The 15,983-nt window shown below is 34.8% G+C and carries 12 protein-coding genes and 1 riboswitch; of the genes, 8 read left to right on the top strand and 4 right to left on the bottom strand.

Annotated elements, in window-relative coordinates; genetic code table 11:
* The first annotated feature begins 89 nt into the window (after nt 1-89).
* A riboswitch (SAM riboswitch) is annotated at nt 90-188 on the top strand.
* A gap of 158 nt (nt 189-346) precedes the next feature.
* Nucleotides 347-2,206: a bifunctional homocysteine S-methyltransferase/methylenetetrahydrofolate reductase gene (locus tag D1606_RS09765; RefSeq protein WP_119415826.1), complete on the top strand. Its 1,860-nt coding sequence runs from the start codon at nt 347-349 to the stop codon at nt 2,204-2,206.
* Complete coding sequence (metH, locus tag D1606_RS09760; RefSeq protein ID WP_119415825.1) at nt 2,187-5,621, top strand: methionine synthase; 3,435 nt, start codon at nt 2,187-2,189, stop codon at nt 5,619-5,621. Before D1606_RS09765 ends, metH begins: the two co-directional genes overlap by 20 nt.
* 52 nt (nt 5,622-5,673) lie before the next feature.
* Here the strand turns inward: metH and rpoN are convergent, their stop codons facing one another.
* The gene (rpoN, locus tag D1606_RS09755) at nt 5,674-6,969 is read right to left on the bottom strand and encodes an RNA polymerase factor sigma-54 (RefSeq protein ID WP_119415824.1); all 1,296 of its coding nucleotides are present in this window, start codon (nt 6,967-6,969) and stop codon (nt 5,674-5,676) included.
* A gap of 293 nt (nt 6,970-7,262) precedes the next feature.
* On the opposite strand from rpoN, the gene desA reads away from it, so the two are divergent.
* Both desA and D1606_RS09745 read left to right on the top strand, forming a co-directional pair.
* Entirely contained in the window at nt 7,263-8,300 is a 1,038-nt protein-coding gene (gene desA / locus D1606_RS09750; RefSeq protein WP_483314013.1) for a Delta(5) desaturase DesA, read from the top strand.
* A gap of 202 nt (nt 8,301-8,502) precedes the next feature.
* On the top strand, nt 8,503-9,108 hold the full coding sequence (locus tag D1606_RS09745; protein ID WP_119415823.1) for a response regulator transcription factor: 606 nt from the start codon (nt 8,503-8,505) through the stop codon (nt 9,106-9,108).
* 100 nt (nt 9,109-9,208) lie between these two features.
* On the opposite strand, the gene D1606_RS09740 is transcribed toward D1606_RS09745, so the two are convergent.
* From D1606_RS09740 to D1606_RS09730, 3 genes are all read right to left on the bottom strand, one after another.
* Entirely contained in the window at nt 9,209-10,180 is a 972-nt protein-coding gene (locus D1606_RS09740; protein WP_119415822.1) for a proline dehydrogenase family protein, read from the bottom strand.
* Between the two features lie 393 nt (nt 10,181-10,573).
* Entirely contained in the window at nt 10,574-11,329 is a 756-nt protein-coding gene (locus D1606_RS09735; RefSeq protein ID WP_119415821.1) for an ABC transporter permease, read from the bottom strand.
* Complete coding sequence (locus D1606_RS09730) at nt 11,326-12,057, bottom strand: ABC transporter ATP-binding protein (RefSeq protein ID WP_119415820.1); 732 nt, start codon at nt 12,055-12,057, stop codon at nt 11,326-11,328. The genes D1606_RS09735 and D1606_RS09730 overlap by 4 nt, the downstream gene beginning before the upstream one ends.
* Before the next feature lie 131 nt (nt 12,058-12,188).
* Between D1606_RS09730 and D1606_RS09725 the strand changes: the two genes are divergently transcribed.
* The 4 genes from D1606_RS09725 to D1606_RS09710 all read left to right on the top strand — a co-directional run bounded on the left by D1606_RS09725 (nt 12,189) and on the right by D1606_RS09710 (nt 15,948).
* The gene (locus D1606_RS09725) at nt 12,189-12,692 is read left to right on the top strand and encodes a methylated-DNA--[protein]-cysteine S-methyltransferase (protein WP_369973785.1); all 504 of its coding nucleotides are present in this window, start codon (nt 12,189-12,191) and stop codon (nt 12,690-12,692) included.
* A 131-nt stretch (nt 12,693-12,823) separates the two neighbouring features.
* Nucleotides 12,824-14,308, top strand: coding sequence for a nicotinate phosphoribosyltransferase (locus D1606_RS09720; protein WP_119415818.1), 1,485 nt, complete (start codon nt 12,824-12,826; stop codon nt 14,306-14,308).
* 5 nt (nt 14,309-14,313) lie between these two features.
* The gene (gene nadE, locus D1606_RS09715; RefSeq protein ID WP_119415854.1) at nt 14,314-15,141 is read left to right on the top strand and encodes an ammonia-dependent NAD(+) synthetase; all 828 of its coding nucleotides are present in this window, start codon (nt 14,314-14,316) and stop codon (nt 15,139-15,141) included.
* Between the two features lie 177 nt (nt 15,142-15,318).
* Nucleotides 15,319-15,948 carry a nitrous oxide reductase accessory protein NosL gene (locus tag D1606_RS09710; RefSeq protein ID WP_119415817.1) on the top strand — a complete coding sequence of 210 codons (630 nt, stop codon included), beginning with the start codon at nt 15,319-15,321 and terminating at the stop codon, nt 15,946-15,948.
* The last annotated feature ends 35 nt before the right edge of the window (nt 15,949-15,983 follow it).

The following is a 15,983-nucleotide window of genomic DNA, read 5'->3' as shown; positions in this document are numbered from 1 at the left end:
ACAAATGTAACTCATTTTTTCATATGTCCTTGACGAAAAGTATATTAAGGAGTATGATTCTTTTAATTATTCTAAAAATTAAATATTATTTCTTATCAAGAGAAGCTGAGGGACTGGCCCTATGAAGCTTCAGCAACCAGCCAATTGGTCAGGTGCTAATTCCAGTGGAGTAATCCTGTAGATAAGAAGGAGCAATCAATATGCATTCTAAAACCTTCTTATTTTTTGTTAAGAAGGTTTTTTATTTTAAATTTGATGAAATTCCCACATCGATTTTTCTCACAAGCTCAATGTGGAAAATAATACCGAGTGGTAGGACTACGGTAGAAAAGAAAGGAAGGACAGTATGGGACTTTTAGAAAAACTTCAATCGCAAGTTTTAACTGCAGATGGTGCAATGGGAACATTATTATATTCGTATGGACTAGACTATTGTTATGAGGAATTAAATGTTAAAAAGCCAGAAGTTATTGAGAATATCCATCAACAATATATCGATGCAGGTGCAGACATTATTCAAACGAATACTTATACAGCAAACGCTATTAAATTAGAACGATATGGTCTTGAAAATTCTGTGAAAGCCATAAATGAGAGTGCCATTCAGATTGCAAAAAAAGTTGCTTCAAAAGGGGAACAGTTTGTTTTAGGGACAATCGGTGGTATTCGGGGTATTCGAAAAAGTGATGCGACTTTAGACGAAATCATTCGGTCGTTGGATGAACAGGCAGGAATTCTACTAGCTGGTAATCCGGATGGACTTTTGCTTGAAACTTATTATGATTTTGATGAATTAAAGGCAGCAGTAAAGCATTTGCGCAGAATCACTGATGTTCCAATAATTTCGCAAGTATCGATGCATGAACCAGGTATTTTGCAAAATGGTTTACGATTAAATGATGCTCTTCACCAATTAGAAGCAATCGGCGCTGATATCGTAGGCGTTAACTGTCGCTTAGGTCCACACCATACTATCCAAGCCTTTGAAGATGTAGAACTCCCATCAAAAGCCTTTCTTTCGGCTTATCCTAACGCAAGCCTTTTAGATGTTGAAGATGGCAAAATAGTTTATGAATCTGAGGCAGAATACTTTGGCAGATCCGCAGTATTGCTAAGAGATCAGGGAGTAAGGTTGATTGGTGGATGTTGCGGAACAACACCAAAACATATAGAAGCGGTCAAACACCGTTTGGCAGATCTACCACCAATTCAGCATAAAGTAGTTAAGCATAAAGAAGTCATATTGATTAAAGAAGCTACAAAAGAAAGTTATAAGCCACTTCATGAGAAGGCGAAAAAGGAACGTTCTATTATAGTGGAACTTGATACACCAAGGCATTTGGAAATCGAAAAGTTTATAGAAGGTTCCAAGGCTTTATATGAAGCTGGAGCTGATGCTGTGACCATGGCAGATAATTCACTTGCCTCACCGCGAATTAGTAATATGGCGATGGGATCAATATTAAAGCTAAATAATAATATTCGCCCTCTTGCCCATATAACCTGTCGTGATCGGAATTTAATCGGTTTGCAATCACATTTAATGGGGTTAAATGCGTTGGGCATTCATGATATTTTAGCGGTTACAGGCGACCCATCCAAAGTAGGGGATTTTCCAGGCGCAACAAGTGTATATGATGTCTCTAGTATTGAACTTCTCCAACTTATAAAAAAATTGAATGAAGGTATTTCATTTTCTGGAAAGCCACTCCGGAAAAAAGCGAATTTTTCAGTAGCTGCAGCATTCAATCCTAATGTACGTGTAGTAGAGCGTGCAGTTGGTCGGTTAGAGAAAAAAATCGAAGCGGGTGCAGATTATTTCATCACACAACCTGTCTATAGTAAAGAAAAAATTATTGAAGTGTATGAAGCAACAAAACATTTAGAAACGCCTATATTCATTGGTATCATGCCACTTACAAGTGTAAGAAATTCGGAATTTCTGCATCATGAAGTGCCGGGTATTAAGCTTTCTGAAGAAGTATTAGAACGTATGAGAGCGACAGGTGAAGATAAGGAAGCCGCGAGATTTGAAGGAATTGCTATTGCAAAAGAGCTGATTGATACAGCGGCCGAATTGTTTAATGGAATCTATTTAATCACACCATTTATGCGTTATGATATGTCAATTGAGTTAATGAACTATATACGCGAATTAGATTTCAAGAGAGAGGATGAAAGCAACTATGTCAAAGCATCTCATTGAAGAACGACTTGAAAATCACATTTTAGTTTTAGATGGTGCCATGGGAACGATGTTGCAAAATGCAAATTTAACAGCGGAAGATTTTGGTGGAGAGGAATATGAAGGGTGTAATGAATATTTGAATATTACTCGACCAGATGTTGTTGAATCGATACATCGTGCTTATCTTGAAGCAGGTTCAGATGTTATTAGTACAAATACATTTGGCGGGACACCAGTTGTTTTAAATGAATATTCTTTAGGAAATAGAGCAGAGGAAATCAATAAAAGAGCAGTAGAAATTGCAAAAAAAGCGGCGGCCGAATTTTCAACTCCCGATTGGCCGCGCTTTGTAGCGGGCTCTATGGGCCCAACTACCAAAACACTTTCAGTAACGGGTGGTATTACTTTCGATGAGTTACAACATGATTTCTATGTACAAGCGAAAGGACTAATTGAAGGCGGAGCGGATGTTCTTCTACTTGAAACAAGTCAAGATATGTTAAATGTCAAAGCGGGCACTTTAGGGATTAAGCAAGCTTTTGAAGAGCTACATAAAAAGATTCCTGTGATGATATCAGGGACAATTGAACCTATGGGTACAACACTAGCTGGTCAAGGAATCGAAGCATTTTATATTTCAATTGAACATATTAATCCTTTATCAGTTGGATTAAACTGTGCAACAGGTCCTGAATTTATGACAGATCATTTGCGCTCTTTGTCTGAAATTGCAACAAGTTATGTTAGCTGTTATCCAAATGCTGGTCTCCCTGATGAAGAAGGACATTATCATGAAACCCCAGAATCCTTATCAAAAAAACTTGCAGGCTTTGCAGATAAAGGATGGTTAAATCTAGTCGGTGGTTGCTGTGGAACAACGCCAGATCATATTCGAGCAATACGAGAGGTTGTCAAAGACCAAAAACCACGCAAGAAGCCTGATCATGAGCATGGTCATGTAGTATCTGGTATTGATTCATTGGTTTATGACGATTCTATGCGTCCACTATTTGTTGGTGAACGGACAAATGTTATCGGTTCTCGTAAATTTAAGCGACTTATTGTAGAGGAAAAGTATGAAGAAGCATCAGAAATTGCTCGTGCTCAAGTGAAGAATGGCGCGCATGTTCTAGATATATGTTTAGCAAATCCAGATCGTGATGAATTGGAAGATATGAAGAACTTTATGCAAGAAGTTGTGAAAAAAGTTAAGGTACCTCTTGTAATTGATTCAACTGATGAAAAGGTAATTGAAGAAGCACTAAAATACTCACAAGGAAAAGCAATTATCAATTCTATTAACTTAGAAGAAGGGGAAGAACGTTTTGAAGCAGTATTACCAATCGTCAAAAAATATGGTGCTTCAATTGTTGTTGGCACAATTGATGAGAAAGGTATGGCGGTTGATCGACATCGTAAGTTAGAGATAGCTGAACGTTCTTATGATTTACTCGTTAACCAATGGGGAATAGCACCAGAAGATATTATTTTTGATCCACTTGTTTTTCCAGTTGGAACAGGTGATGAGCAGTATATAGGATCAGCTGTTGAGACAATTGAAGGGATTCGGTTAATTAAAGAAAAACTACCAAGAGCTCTAACAATTCTTGGTGTTAGTAATGTTTCATTTGGGTTACCGCCAGTTGGACGTGAAGTATTAAATGCTGTGTACCTTTATAACTGTACACAAGCAGGTCTTGACTATGCCATTGTTAATACAGAAAAGATTGAGCGTTATGCTTCTATCCCTGATAATGAAAAACAATTAGCAAATGATTTACTATTTAAAACAACAGATCAAACATTAGCGAAGTTTACAGATTTCTATCGTGATAAAAAGAAGGAAAAAACAGAAGCAGATATTCCTAAAACAGTTCCAGAACGTTTAGCTTATTATATAGTTGAAGGTACAAAAGAGGGGTTAATACCGGATTTACAAGCTGCTTTGAAACAATATGATACACCGTTAGATATTATTAATGGACCTCTTATGGATGGGATGGCTACTGTAGGTAAACTTTTCAACGATAACCAGCTTATTGTTGCGGAAGTACTGCAATCTGCAGGGGTTATGAAAGCGGCGGTATCATTCCTTGAAGACTTCATGGAGAAAAAAGAAGATGATACAGGGAAAGGCAAAGTAATCCTTGCAACTGTAAAAGGGGATGTACATGATATTGGGAAAAACCTAGTAGATATTATTTTAAGTAATAATGGCTTTAAAGTAATAGATTTAGGAATCAAGGTGACTCCTCAAGCGTTAATAGAGGCTATTCGTACCGAAAAACCCGATATAGTTGGCTTATCAGGCTTACTTGTAAAATCAGCTCAACAAATGGTTGTTACTGCACAAGATTTTAAAGAGGCACAGATTGAAACACCAATTATGGTTGGTGGGGCTGCATTATCTCGAAAGTTTACAGATACCAAGATTGCGAAGGAATACGGTGGTCCTGTGTTATATGCTAAAGATGCGATGCAAGGACTTGAAATAGCCAACCGATTGCAAAGTGATGATAAAGAAAATCTTTTACATGAAATATATGCAGCTCAAGAAAAAAGAATGGCACAAGAAGCAAAAAGAGGAGAGAGAACGGCCGTTGCTGTTGCTCCAAAACCTGTTAAAACAGTACGAAATGATGTACCTGTATTTGTACCTCAAGATTTAACAAGACATATATTAAGAGATTATTCCGTTGCGCATCTTCAACCATATGTGAATATGAGAACCTTAATCGGACATCATCTTGGATTAAAAGGTTTCAATGAAACGATGCTCGAAAAGGGTGATGAGCGAGCTATTGAACTATATGAATTAGTAACAGGATTTTTAAAATCAGGGATTTTAAGCCCATCTGGTATGTATCAATTCTTCCCAGCACAATCAGATGGAGATGACGTAATTATTTATGATCCTAATGATACTAAAAAAGAGATTGAACGTTTTACATTCCCACGTCAACAAAAGAAGCCATTCTTATGTTTGGCTGATTTCTTAAAATCGGTAGATAGTGGAGAAATGGATTATGTTGGATTTATGCAAGTAACAGCAGGACATGGTGTTCGTGAGGCGGCTACTCGTTTAAAGGATCAAGGAAAATTCTTAGAAAGTCATGCATTACAAGCCACAGCTTTAGAACTTGCGGAAGGATTTGCTGAACGGATACATCAAGAAATGCGTGACTTCTGGGGATTCCCTGATGGTACTGATTTTACAATGCGTGATCGCTTTGCAGCAAAATACCAAGGACAACGTTTCTCATTTGGCTATCCAGCTTGTCCTAATCTCGAAGATCAAGAAAAACTATTTAAATTGATCAAGCCAGAAGATATAGGTGTTACATTAACCGACGGTTACATGATGTCTCCAGAAGCATCTGTTAGTGCCATGGTTTTTGCACACCCAGATGCACGGTATTTTAATGTAGAATAAAATAGTCAAAAGCCCATCTTTAGCTGCGGACTAGATGGGCTTTTACATTTGATTATTTCCATATTTTTCGCATACTGGCTGTTGGAATTTGCAGCTCATCACGGTACTTACTAATAGTTCTTCTAGCTATTTGTATAGCGTATTCAGAATTTAAATACTCCGAGATTTTTTGATCGGAGTATGGTTTATATTTGTTTTCTCTTTGAATAATTTGTTTTAATAATGCTTTTACTTTTTCTTGAGAAATTTGACCGCCATCATTTTTAGAGATTTTAGAAGTGAACAATGATTTCATCTCAAATGTTCCGATAGGCGTTTGGATAAACTTATTTGATGTTGTACGACTTACGGTAGATTCATGCATATCAATTTCCTCTGCAACTTCTTTTAAAGTTAATGGTGCTAGATGGGCAATGCCATTTTTAAAGAAATCTAATTGTTTATTGATTAGTACATGCATTATTTTGATAATTGTATTTCGGCGCTGTTCAATACTGTTTACGAGCCACTGGTAATTCCTATGATGATTAAGGATATATTGTTTATCTTCACTATTTATAGTTGGTACATTTAAGTAATGCTTATTTAGATGGATTTGAGGAAGATAATAATCGTTTAAGTAGAATGTCAATTCATTTTCCTGAAATTCTACAATAATATCAGGTTGCACATATTCAATGCTATCAGAAATAGAAAAATTGCAAGGTCTTGGATTGAGTGTTTGGATTTGTTTATTTAATTGTTGTATGACTTCTACGGAACATTTCATATTTTTAGCAATCATTTGCCACTTGTTTTCAGCAAGTAATGACAAATGATTTTGAATTAATTCTTGTAAAATAAGATGGTTCGGATATCTATATTGACATTGCATTATTAGACATTCTTTTAAATTTCTTGCTCCAATTCCAATCGGTCCAATCTGTTGAAGAAGTTCAATCCCCTTTGTAATGAATTCTGCAGAATAAATTGCATTGCTATCTTCTATTATTAGGTAACCAAAATCATTCAAATTATTGATAATATACTTTAGTAATTTTTGTGTATCTCTATCTTTAAAATTTAAATTGACCATTTTCAACAAATAATCTCTTAGATTTTCTTCAATTGGTTTTGAAATATCGGATGTTGCCTGTTTTGCATATTTAGATGGTCTAAAAGGTGGAAGTTTCTCAATTTGTGGTGACGTTGGTTTTTCTTGAAGGTCAATCAATGGATTTTCTAATTCTTGCTGGCGTATAAATTGTTCTAAATCGTATGTTGAGTATTGGAGTAATTCTATAGATTGTCTTAGCTGAGTTGTCATATACAATTTAAGTTCTTGGCGTTGTTGAAGAAAAAGATTCAAAAAAATCCCTCCATAAAACTAAATGGCTAGAATAATCCCCAAAATTCTTAAAAAATCTACTCTGGGTATTAATTATTATACTCTATGTATCTATTCTAAATGATAAGGATAGGTGAAGAAAAATATTATTCAAAATATTTTTCCAATATTATCATTAAGTACATAATAATTAATTGCTTTTAGCACCGAGAACATGATAAATGTCATGTCTACCTCATGACATCTATATCTATTGTAAAACGATGAGTGAAAGTATGATGAGTCCAACAGGAAAAAAGGTTGGAGGGATCTCTTTGACAGATCGTGAAAAAACAAAACAGCTAAAAATGGCAGTTACACCTTTCGCAACTTCTGATACAAAAAAAAGTATCATACAAATAATAAATACAATTATTCCCTTACTCGCAATATTAACTGCTGCGTATTGGATTATTCCTTACACAATGTTAGGGGCAATTGGACTTAGTATCATCGCAGCAGGATTCGTAGTTCGTACATTTATCATTTTCCATGATTGCACACATGGTTCGTTCTTTAAGAATAAAAAAGCAAATGATTTCATGGGATTTATAACAGGAGTTCTTACGTTATTTTCATATGAAAAGTGGAAAAAAGAGCATATGATTCATCATGCTTCAAGTTCTAACTTGGATAAACGGGGAATCGGTGATATTTGGGTAATGACAGTTGATGAATATTTAGAAGCTTCTAAATGGAAAAGATTCTGTTACAGAGCTTACCGTAATCCACTTGTTATGTTTGGATTAGGACCTTTATATTTAGTGTTAATCGATAGCCGATTTAATCACAAAAACGCAAAGAAAAAGGAACGTTTAAATACTTATTTATCAAATATCTGCATCGCCGCAATTATTACTGGCATCATTTTACTGACAAATGTTCAATCGTTTTTAATCATTCATGGTACAACAATGTTTGTTGCTGGATCGCTTGGTATTTGGTTATTCTTTATCCAACATACATTTGAAGATTCTTATTTTGAAAATCAAAATGATTGGGACTATGTAAAGGCGGCAATAGAAGGAAGTTCTTATTACAAACTACCACTTGTTTTACAATGGATTACAGGTAATATTGGCTTCCATCATGTACATCATTTAGCACCACGTGTACCAAACTATAAATTACAAGAAGCTCATACAAAAACACCACCATTGCAACATGCAACAACCATTACTATTAAGACAAGTATGGAATCGTTGCGTTACAAATTGTATGATTCTCCAAACAAACATTTTGTAACGTTTAAAGAAGTGAAGAAACGTATCGCTTCTCATGATTACAAGTTAAGGTCGCTAAAAATATCATAAAGAACTAAGAGTCATTCCTGAATAGGGGTGGCTTTTATTTTAGGAATGATTGTATTTTTTATATCACTTTTGTGCAACTCTATGATGTAATGGTTTGATATTATTTGAGGGAAATGAAAATCTGAAAAGCTGAGGCCAATTAAATATTTGCTATAATGAACGTAAAGAGAATCGGAAGTCATTTCAAAGGAAGTGGAATAAGATGATTAATATAGTAATTGCTGAAGATCAAGGAATGCTGCTAGGTGCTTTGAAATCGTTGATTAATATGGAAGATGATATGGAAGTTGTTGGAGTAGGGCATAATGGTGTAGATGCATTAAAACTTGTTGACAAATATCAACCAGATATCGTTATTATGGATATTGAAATGCCTGAAAAGACAGGGCTAGATGCAGCAGAAGAATTGAAAGAAAAAGACATAAAGGTAATTATTTTAACAACATTCGCTAGACCAGGTTATTTTGAACGAGCAAGAAAAGCGGGAGTTAGAGGCTATTTGCTAAAAGATAGTCCTATAGAGGAATTAGTAAATGCTATTCGAGTAATTATGGATGGTCGCAGGATTTATGCTCCCGAATTGATCGACATAGTTTATGAAGAAGAAACAGAAAATCCCCTTACTGATCGAGAAAGTGAAGTATTAGGGCTTGTGGCAAAAGGAAAAACAACAAAAGAGATTGCAAGCGAACTGTTTTTATCTCCTGGCACTGTTCGAAACTATATATCAACAATTTTAGATAAGCTAGAAGTTAGCAATCGTATTGAAGCTGTTGCAAGATTTAAAGAAAAAGGCTGGAATAAATAATAAGTAAAATCCCAATTACAATATTCTGGATGTAATCGGGATTTTTTAATGCCTGCTATTATCGAAAAACTAAAGAGAAAATTTGGTAGGCATTTTACTTTTATCTTCGTTTTGTTAAACGTCCTACTATAAAACCAGCAGCTGCTACTCCGAGTAGGGTATTTGTCTTTTTATTAAAAACTTGTTTGATCACAAGTTCGATATTTTGTGGACGTTCAGCTAATCGGCGCATAAAATAACCGTACCAATCTTGTCCAAATGGAACGTATGTGCAGAAGTTATAACCTTCTTTTGCAAGTTGAAGTTGCATATCTCGACGGAAACCGTATAACATTTGGAATTCATATTTTTCTTTTGGAATATTGTGGTCAGTGATAAATTGCTTTATATGATTAATAATATTGTGATCATGTGTTGCAATAGAAGTAAATTTTCCATGTAATAAATGGTATTCTAAAAGTTCTATGTAATTGCGGTCGATATCCTCTTTTTCTTGAAAAGCAACATCACTCGATTCTTTATAGGCGCCTTTTACAATGCGTAAACGAAAGTCTTTGAATTTTTTAATATCGTCTTTAGCACGAAGAAAATATGCTTGAATAACTGTCCCGATATTTTGATGATCTTTTGATAATTTTTCAAGTAAATTAAAAGAAGGTTGTAGACGTTCATAATTTTCCATATCGATGTTCACGAAGATATTATATTGGTCTGCTAATGCAACAATTTCTTTTAAATTTTCATAGCAAAAGTCATAATCAATATCTAGACCAAGTTGAGAAGGTTTTAAAGAAATGTGCGCGTCAACATCGTTTTGATAAATGGCTTCTATAACAGCTGAAATTTGTTCTTTTGCTGCTATTGCTTCAGATTTATCATGAACAAATTCCCCTAAGTTGTCCACTGTGCAAGAGATACCATGTGAGTTTAACTCTTTAATACTGTCCATTACTTCTGCAATGTTAGTCCCAGCAACTACGCTAGCAGCACCTAATTTCAATCCATACTTCTTAGCATTGTTATTTAAAAATTGGTTTTCGGATAACGCGATAAAGAAATCTTTAAGTGACATATGCTATTCCCCTTTATGATGAAATTGTATTTTAATAGATTATATCATAGAAGCTTGAAAAAATATTATTTTAAAACATTTACTGATATTTAAGGATAAATATGTTTATATAGCTACGTTGTTTTTGGTTAAGGATGTATGTATAGGTAAAGTTAAGTCAGAACAAATAATACTACATACACTTAAGACTTATTCGTGTCGAATTTTGTTAGCTTTTATGACAAATAAGTTGCATTCGTCCTATAAAATATGTAACTTAGTACATAGGTACAAAATTAATATTATGACGCAAAAAAAACGTTTTCCCTTCATGGAAGAGGGAAAGCGTTTTTTTGCGTATTAAGAATTAGTAGCTTTCAACAATTATTTTAGTTTCTAAAGGATTCTCCACGATTAAAACTTTTCTTTTAACATTTGCATGCGATCATTAAATAGTGTTGGATAGGATAAAAAACCTAATATACTGCTAGAAACTGCGGCAGAAGTTAGTAACATAAATAAGACCATTAATTGGAATTGAACAGCTTGAACAGGGTCAGCGCCAGCTATTATTTGGCCACTCATCATGCCTGGCAATTGGACTAAACCAATTGTTTTTTGACTTTCGATGGTTGGAATCATACTTGCTTTGATGGCTGTAATTAATTGATGATGTATTGCTTGTTTTGGTGTACCACCAAGCGACAAAATAAGTTCTGTTTCATCTTTGTGTGAATCTAGCTCACCTTGAAAACGATTTAAGAAGAGAATTGCCAGCACCATGGAGTTTCCGATGGCCATGCCGCTTATAGGAATAATATATTGAGCGGTAGCTGGGACAATTTCAAAGCCTAGTAAAATAGATTGTACTATGATCTCTACTGTAATCAGTGTAATAGCTACTTTCCAAGTGATACCTTTAATATTTGCACCTTTTTTACGTGCATTAAGTGTGGCTGCTACAACCATTAGTACAATCATTAGAAGAATATAAAGTAAGCTATCGGATTCAAAGATAAATTTTAAAATATAGCCGACAGCTAGTAACTGAATGATTGATCGAAGAGTTGCAATTATCGTGTCTTTCTCTAATCCAAGATGTAATGTTTTAGATAAGATAAGCGGAATGAATACAAATAGTAATGTTAAGGAAAGTGTAGTGAAGCTCATGCTAACCCTCCTTGTACAAATTGTCTTACAAGTTCTTTTGTAGGAAGCTTTAGGAAAGTACTCTCTCCCGTTTCAATAACACGACCATCCATCATCACCCAGGTATAGTGACCGATATGAATTGCCTGTTCTAAATTATGGGTAATCCAAATAATCGTAACATTGTATTTTTTATTTATCTTAACAATGAGATTTTCCACTTCTTTTACAGAATTTTGATCTAAAGCAGATGTGATTTCATCTAATAGTAATATATCCGATTTGTTAACAAGTGTCCTTGCGATTGAAACGCGCTGACGTTGCCCTCCAGATAAATCCATAGCATCTTGATCTAAAAAGGATTGATCTAATCCTACATCTTCTAAAAAAGAAATAGCTTCTTCACGCGATAGGGATATTCCTTGTAATTTTTTTGGTAAAGATAAATTCGTATAAACTGTACCTTTAATCATAGGTGCAGATTGTAAGGCGATGCCAACATGACGACGTAACAAAACGGGGTCAATCGTGTTAATGGGTTTGTCATTAATATAAATCTCACCTGCAGTTGGAGAGATTAAGCCATTACATAGTTTTAATAGTGTAGTTTTGCCTGCTCCAGAAGGACCGACAAGGGTTGTAATATAACCTGTTGGAAAGGAGCCTGTTATTTGTTGCAAAATTTTATGTCCATCTATTTCATAGTCAATGTTATGAAAATGGATGGCAGGTTGGTAGATTGTATTCATATTCGCGCTCCTGAAAATAGAATCTTATTATAAATGTATTATAAACCAAAGCCAAATACTAGAAAGATGAATCTATTTAGTAAGTACCTTATAATATGAATAATTATCATCTGATATATGGAGGTGCAATGTTGGAAATTACCTACTGGACTTCATTTATCCAAAAAGAATGGACATTCTTTCTAGTGGCGACGGAAAAAGGGTTATGTTATGTCAGTACGTCAAAAGAAGCTATTGAGGAATGGTGTAAAAAGCATTATAAAACATTCGAATTAATAGAAAACCGTGAAAAAATGGGCAAATATCAAAAACAATATGAAGAATATTTTACAGGGAAAAGAACTTTCTTTGATATACCAATAAATTTACAAGGAACACCATTTCAAAAAGAAGTATGGGAAGCGTTACTTCAAATTCCATTCGGTAAGACTACTTGTTATTCAGAAATTGCTAACCGCGTTAACCGTCCAAAAGCGGTAAGAGCTGTTGGCGGAGCAATAGGCGCAAATCCAATCTTAATAGCGATTCCTTGTCATCGGATAATTGGGAAGAACGGAAAACTGACAGGTTTTAGCGCGGGTATTCCGTTAAAAAAGGCATTGCTTCAGATAGAAAATGTACCGTATAAAGAATAATGATTTTGTGAAAGGTAAAATAAAAGATCTTGATATTACAGCTGTCATGACATACTAGCATTTTTAAAGACATATTTAAAAATAAATAGTGTATACTATGATGTATTAAGATGGTGGAAGAAGGGAATAGCATGATGACAAAATATCCTGACGATAGCCTAGCGCTACATACAGATTTATATCAAATCAATATGGCAGAATCTTATTGGGCAGACGGAATACATAATCGCAAAGCCGTATTCGAGCTCTATTTTCGAAAATTACCATTTGGGAATGGTTACGCTATTTTTGCCGGTTTAGAAAGAATGTTGGAGTACTTACGTAATTTTCGAATGAGCGAATCTGACTTAGAGTATTTACAAAAAGTTGTTGGATATGATGAGGATTTTATTGAATACTTAAAAAATCTACGCTTTACAGGTGATGTCTACTCTATGATTGAAGGGGAACTTGTCTTTGGAAATGAACCGATTGTTCGAATTGAAGCGCCCCTAGGAGAAGCACAGCTAATCGAAACAGCATTACTTAATATTGTGAACTACCAAACTCTAATAGCAACAAAAGCAAGCCGGATTAAACAAATTGTTAAAGATAATGTTGTGATGGAATTTGGTACACGCCGTGCACAAGAAATGGATGCAGCAATTTGGGGAACAAGAGCAGCAATTATTGGTGGCTTTGATTCTACAAGTAATGTAAGAGCGGGTAAACTATTCAATATACCTGTTGCAGGTACACATGCTCATTCCTTAGTACAAGCGTATAAAAGTGATTATGAAGCCTTTCATGCTTATGCAAGACGACATAAAGACTGTGTATTCCTTGTCGACACTTTTGACACATTAAAATCTGGTGTACCTACAGCGATTAAAGTCGCAAAAGAACTAGGAGATAAGATTAACTTTATCGGAATTCGTTTAGATAGTGGCGATATCGCATTCTTGTCAAAGGCTGCTCGTAAAATGTTAGATGATGCAGGGTTTACGAAAGCTAAAATTGTTGTATCAAATGATTTAGACGAGTATACGATTCTAAACTTGCTTGCTCAAGGTGCGAAAGTAGATCAATGGGGTATTGGTACAAAACTAATAACTGCTTATGATCAGCCTGCATTAGGTGCAGTTTATAAACTTGTTTCACTTGAAGATGAAAATGGTAAGATGAAAGATCGTATTAAAATTTCTGCAAATGCTGAAAAAGTGACAACACCAGGATTAAAAAAATTGTATCGTATTATCGATCGCGAAAATGGTAAAGCAGAAGGCGATTATATTACCATGATTGACGAGAATCCTGAATCACAAGAACGTATTAAAATGTTCCATCCAGTCCATACATTTATCTCAAAATTTGTCACAAACTTCGAGGCAAAAGCTCTTCATAAAAAGGTAGTTGAAGATGGTAAAATACTATATGATAGTCCTTCAGTACAAGATATGAGAGCATATGCTTCTGAAAATCTAGAATTGTTATGGGACGAATACAAACGTTCATTGAACCCTGAAGAGTATCCTGTAGATTTAAGCCAAAAATGCTGGGATAACAGAATGAGAAATATCCAAGACGTGAAAGATATGGTTCGAGATATTGATGCTAGTTTAGGGGGGAATATTTAATGGCTATGTCTTTGCAACAAAAAATTATAGAGGAATTACATGTACTTCCTCAAATCGATGCGAAAGAAGAAATTCGTAAATCTGTCGACTTTTTAAAGGAATATGCTACAAAGAATACCTTTTTAAAGGGCTTTGTACTTGCATTGTCAGGTGGTCAAGATTCTACTTTGACTGGTAAATTAGCACAACTTGCAGTAAATGAGTTAAATGAAGAAGCTGGAGAAAACAAGTACTCTTTTTGGGCAGTTCGCTTACCGTATGGAGTCCAAGCAGATGAACAAGATTGTCAAGATGCTATCCAATTTATCCAACCAACCAAAGTCTATACAGTTAATATTAAACCTGTAGTAGATGTAAGCGTCCAATCATTAAAAGAAGCAGGAATAGAACTTACTGATTTCTTAAAAGGTAACGAAAAAGCGCGTGAACGTATGAAAGTTCAATTTGCTATTGCAGCTCACCATAATGCAGTTGTACTAGGTACAGATCATGCAGCAGAAGCAATTACGGGATTCTTTACAAAATTTGGTGACGGTGCAACTGATTTAACACCCATCTTCCGTTTAAACAAACGTCAAGGTAAAGCATTGCTTGCCGAACTTAATTGTCCAAAACATTTATACGAAAAAACACCAACTGCAGATTTAGAAGAAAACCGCCCGTCATTGCCGGATGAAGTAGCACTTGGTGTTACTTATGATCAAATAGATGACTATTTAGAAGGTAAAGAGATTCCAGAAGACGCAAAAAAACAAATTGAAGGGCATTTCTTACGTTCAGAACACAAACGCCACTTACCAATTTCTATTTTCGATGACTTTTGGAAAAAATAAATTTTAAAAATTGAATGTTTAGCAAAAGAAAGGACTGCCCTTTAAGTTTACTTATGGGACAGCCCTTTTCTTTTGCATGAAATAAAAATGTAACAAGTCAAAATATAGACAAATAATTTTTGAACTTTTTTCACAACCTAAAGGTAAAGTATTAAGTAGTTGAAGGGAGAGAATATGATGAAAAAGAATTTAGGTATAACAGTAATCTTGGCAGCTGCATTGCTAGCAGCATGTGGTCAAGATGGTGCTAAAACAAAGGATGCTAATAATACTAATGCCACAGAAAAAACAGAACAAACAACAAACGAAGCATCTCTCAACAAAGTCAATTCAAAATTACAAGAGCCAAAAGAAGATACAGTTTGTGAATTTTGCAATATGAAAGTATACGATGCAGATCATGAAATGGGTGCATTTTCAGCACAAGCAATTAAAGAAGATGGCTCAACAATTTTCTTTGACGATGCAGGCTGTATGTTAAACCAAGAACGAAAAGATAAAGTTAAATACGATAAATATGTTCGCGACTATAATTCTAAAGAATGGTTGAAACTAGATGATGCTATCATTGTAAAAGCAGACATAAAAACACCGATGAATTATGGCTATGCGTTCTTTAAAGAACAAGAAAGTGCAGATGCATTTATAAAAGAAAATACAGGAGCAAAAGTTGTCAAAGTATCGGATATAGATGATGTTGCACATGAACGATATAAAAAGAAAATGCAAAAGATGAAAAATAATGACTCTAGTGACAAGATGGATATGAACATGAATAACGATGATTCTGAAGGTCATGAAAAATAATAATCCTTTATAAGGGCTGGGGCATTCTCCGCCCT

Source organism: Rummeliibacillus sp. POC4 (genome assembly GCF_003576525.1).
In the GTDB taxonomy this organism is placed as follows: domain Bacteria; phylum Bacillota; class Bacilli; order Bacillales_A; family Planococcaceae; genus Rummeliibacillus.
The sequence above is the reverse complement of the archived record's forward strand: the minus strand, read 5'-3'. Positions and strand labels throughout refer to the sequence as shown.

What these genes read in the sequence shown, in the direction of transcription:
- D1606_RS09765 (WP_119415826.1), top strand. Translation starts at nt 347, where the DNA reads ATGGGACTTTTAGAAAAACTTCAATCGCAAGTTTTAACTGCAGATGGT.
- metH (WP_119415825.1), top strand. Translation starts at nt 2,187, where the DNA reads ATGTCAAAGCATCTCATTGAAGAACGACTTGAAAATCACATTTTAGTT.
- D1606_RS09745 (WP_119415823.1), top strand. Translation starts at nt 8,503, where the DNA reads ATGATTAATATAGTAATTGCTGAAGATCAAGGAATGCTGCTAGGTGCT.
- D1606_RS09740 (WP_119415822.1), bottom strand. Translation starts at nt 10,180, where the DNA reads ATGTCACTTAAAGATTTCTTTATCGCGTTATCCGAAAACCAATTTTTA.
- D1606_RS09735 (WP_119415821.1), bottom strand. Translation starts at nt 11,329, where the DNA reads ATGAGCTTCACTACACTTTCCTTAACATTACTATTTGTATTCATTCCG.
- D1606_RS09730 (WP_119415820.1), bottom strand. Translation starts at nt 12,057, where the DNA reads ATGAATACAATCTACCAACCTGCCATCCATTTTCATAACATTGACTAT.
- D1606_RS09720 (WP_119415818.1), top strand. Translation starts at nt 12,824, where the DNA reads ATGATGACAAAATATCCTGACGATAGCCTAGCGCTACATACAGATTTA.
- nadE (WP_119415854.1), top strand. Translation starts at nt 14,314, where the DNA reads ATGTCTTTGCAACAAAAAATTATAGAGGAATTACATGTACTTCCTCAA.
- D1606_RS09710 (WP_119415817.1), top strand. Translation starts at nt 15,319, where the DNA reads ATGAAAAAGAATTTAGGTATAACAGTAATCTTGGCAGCTGCATTGCTA.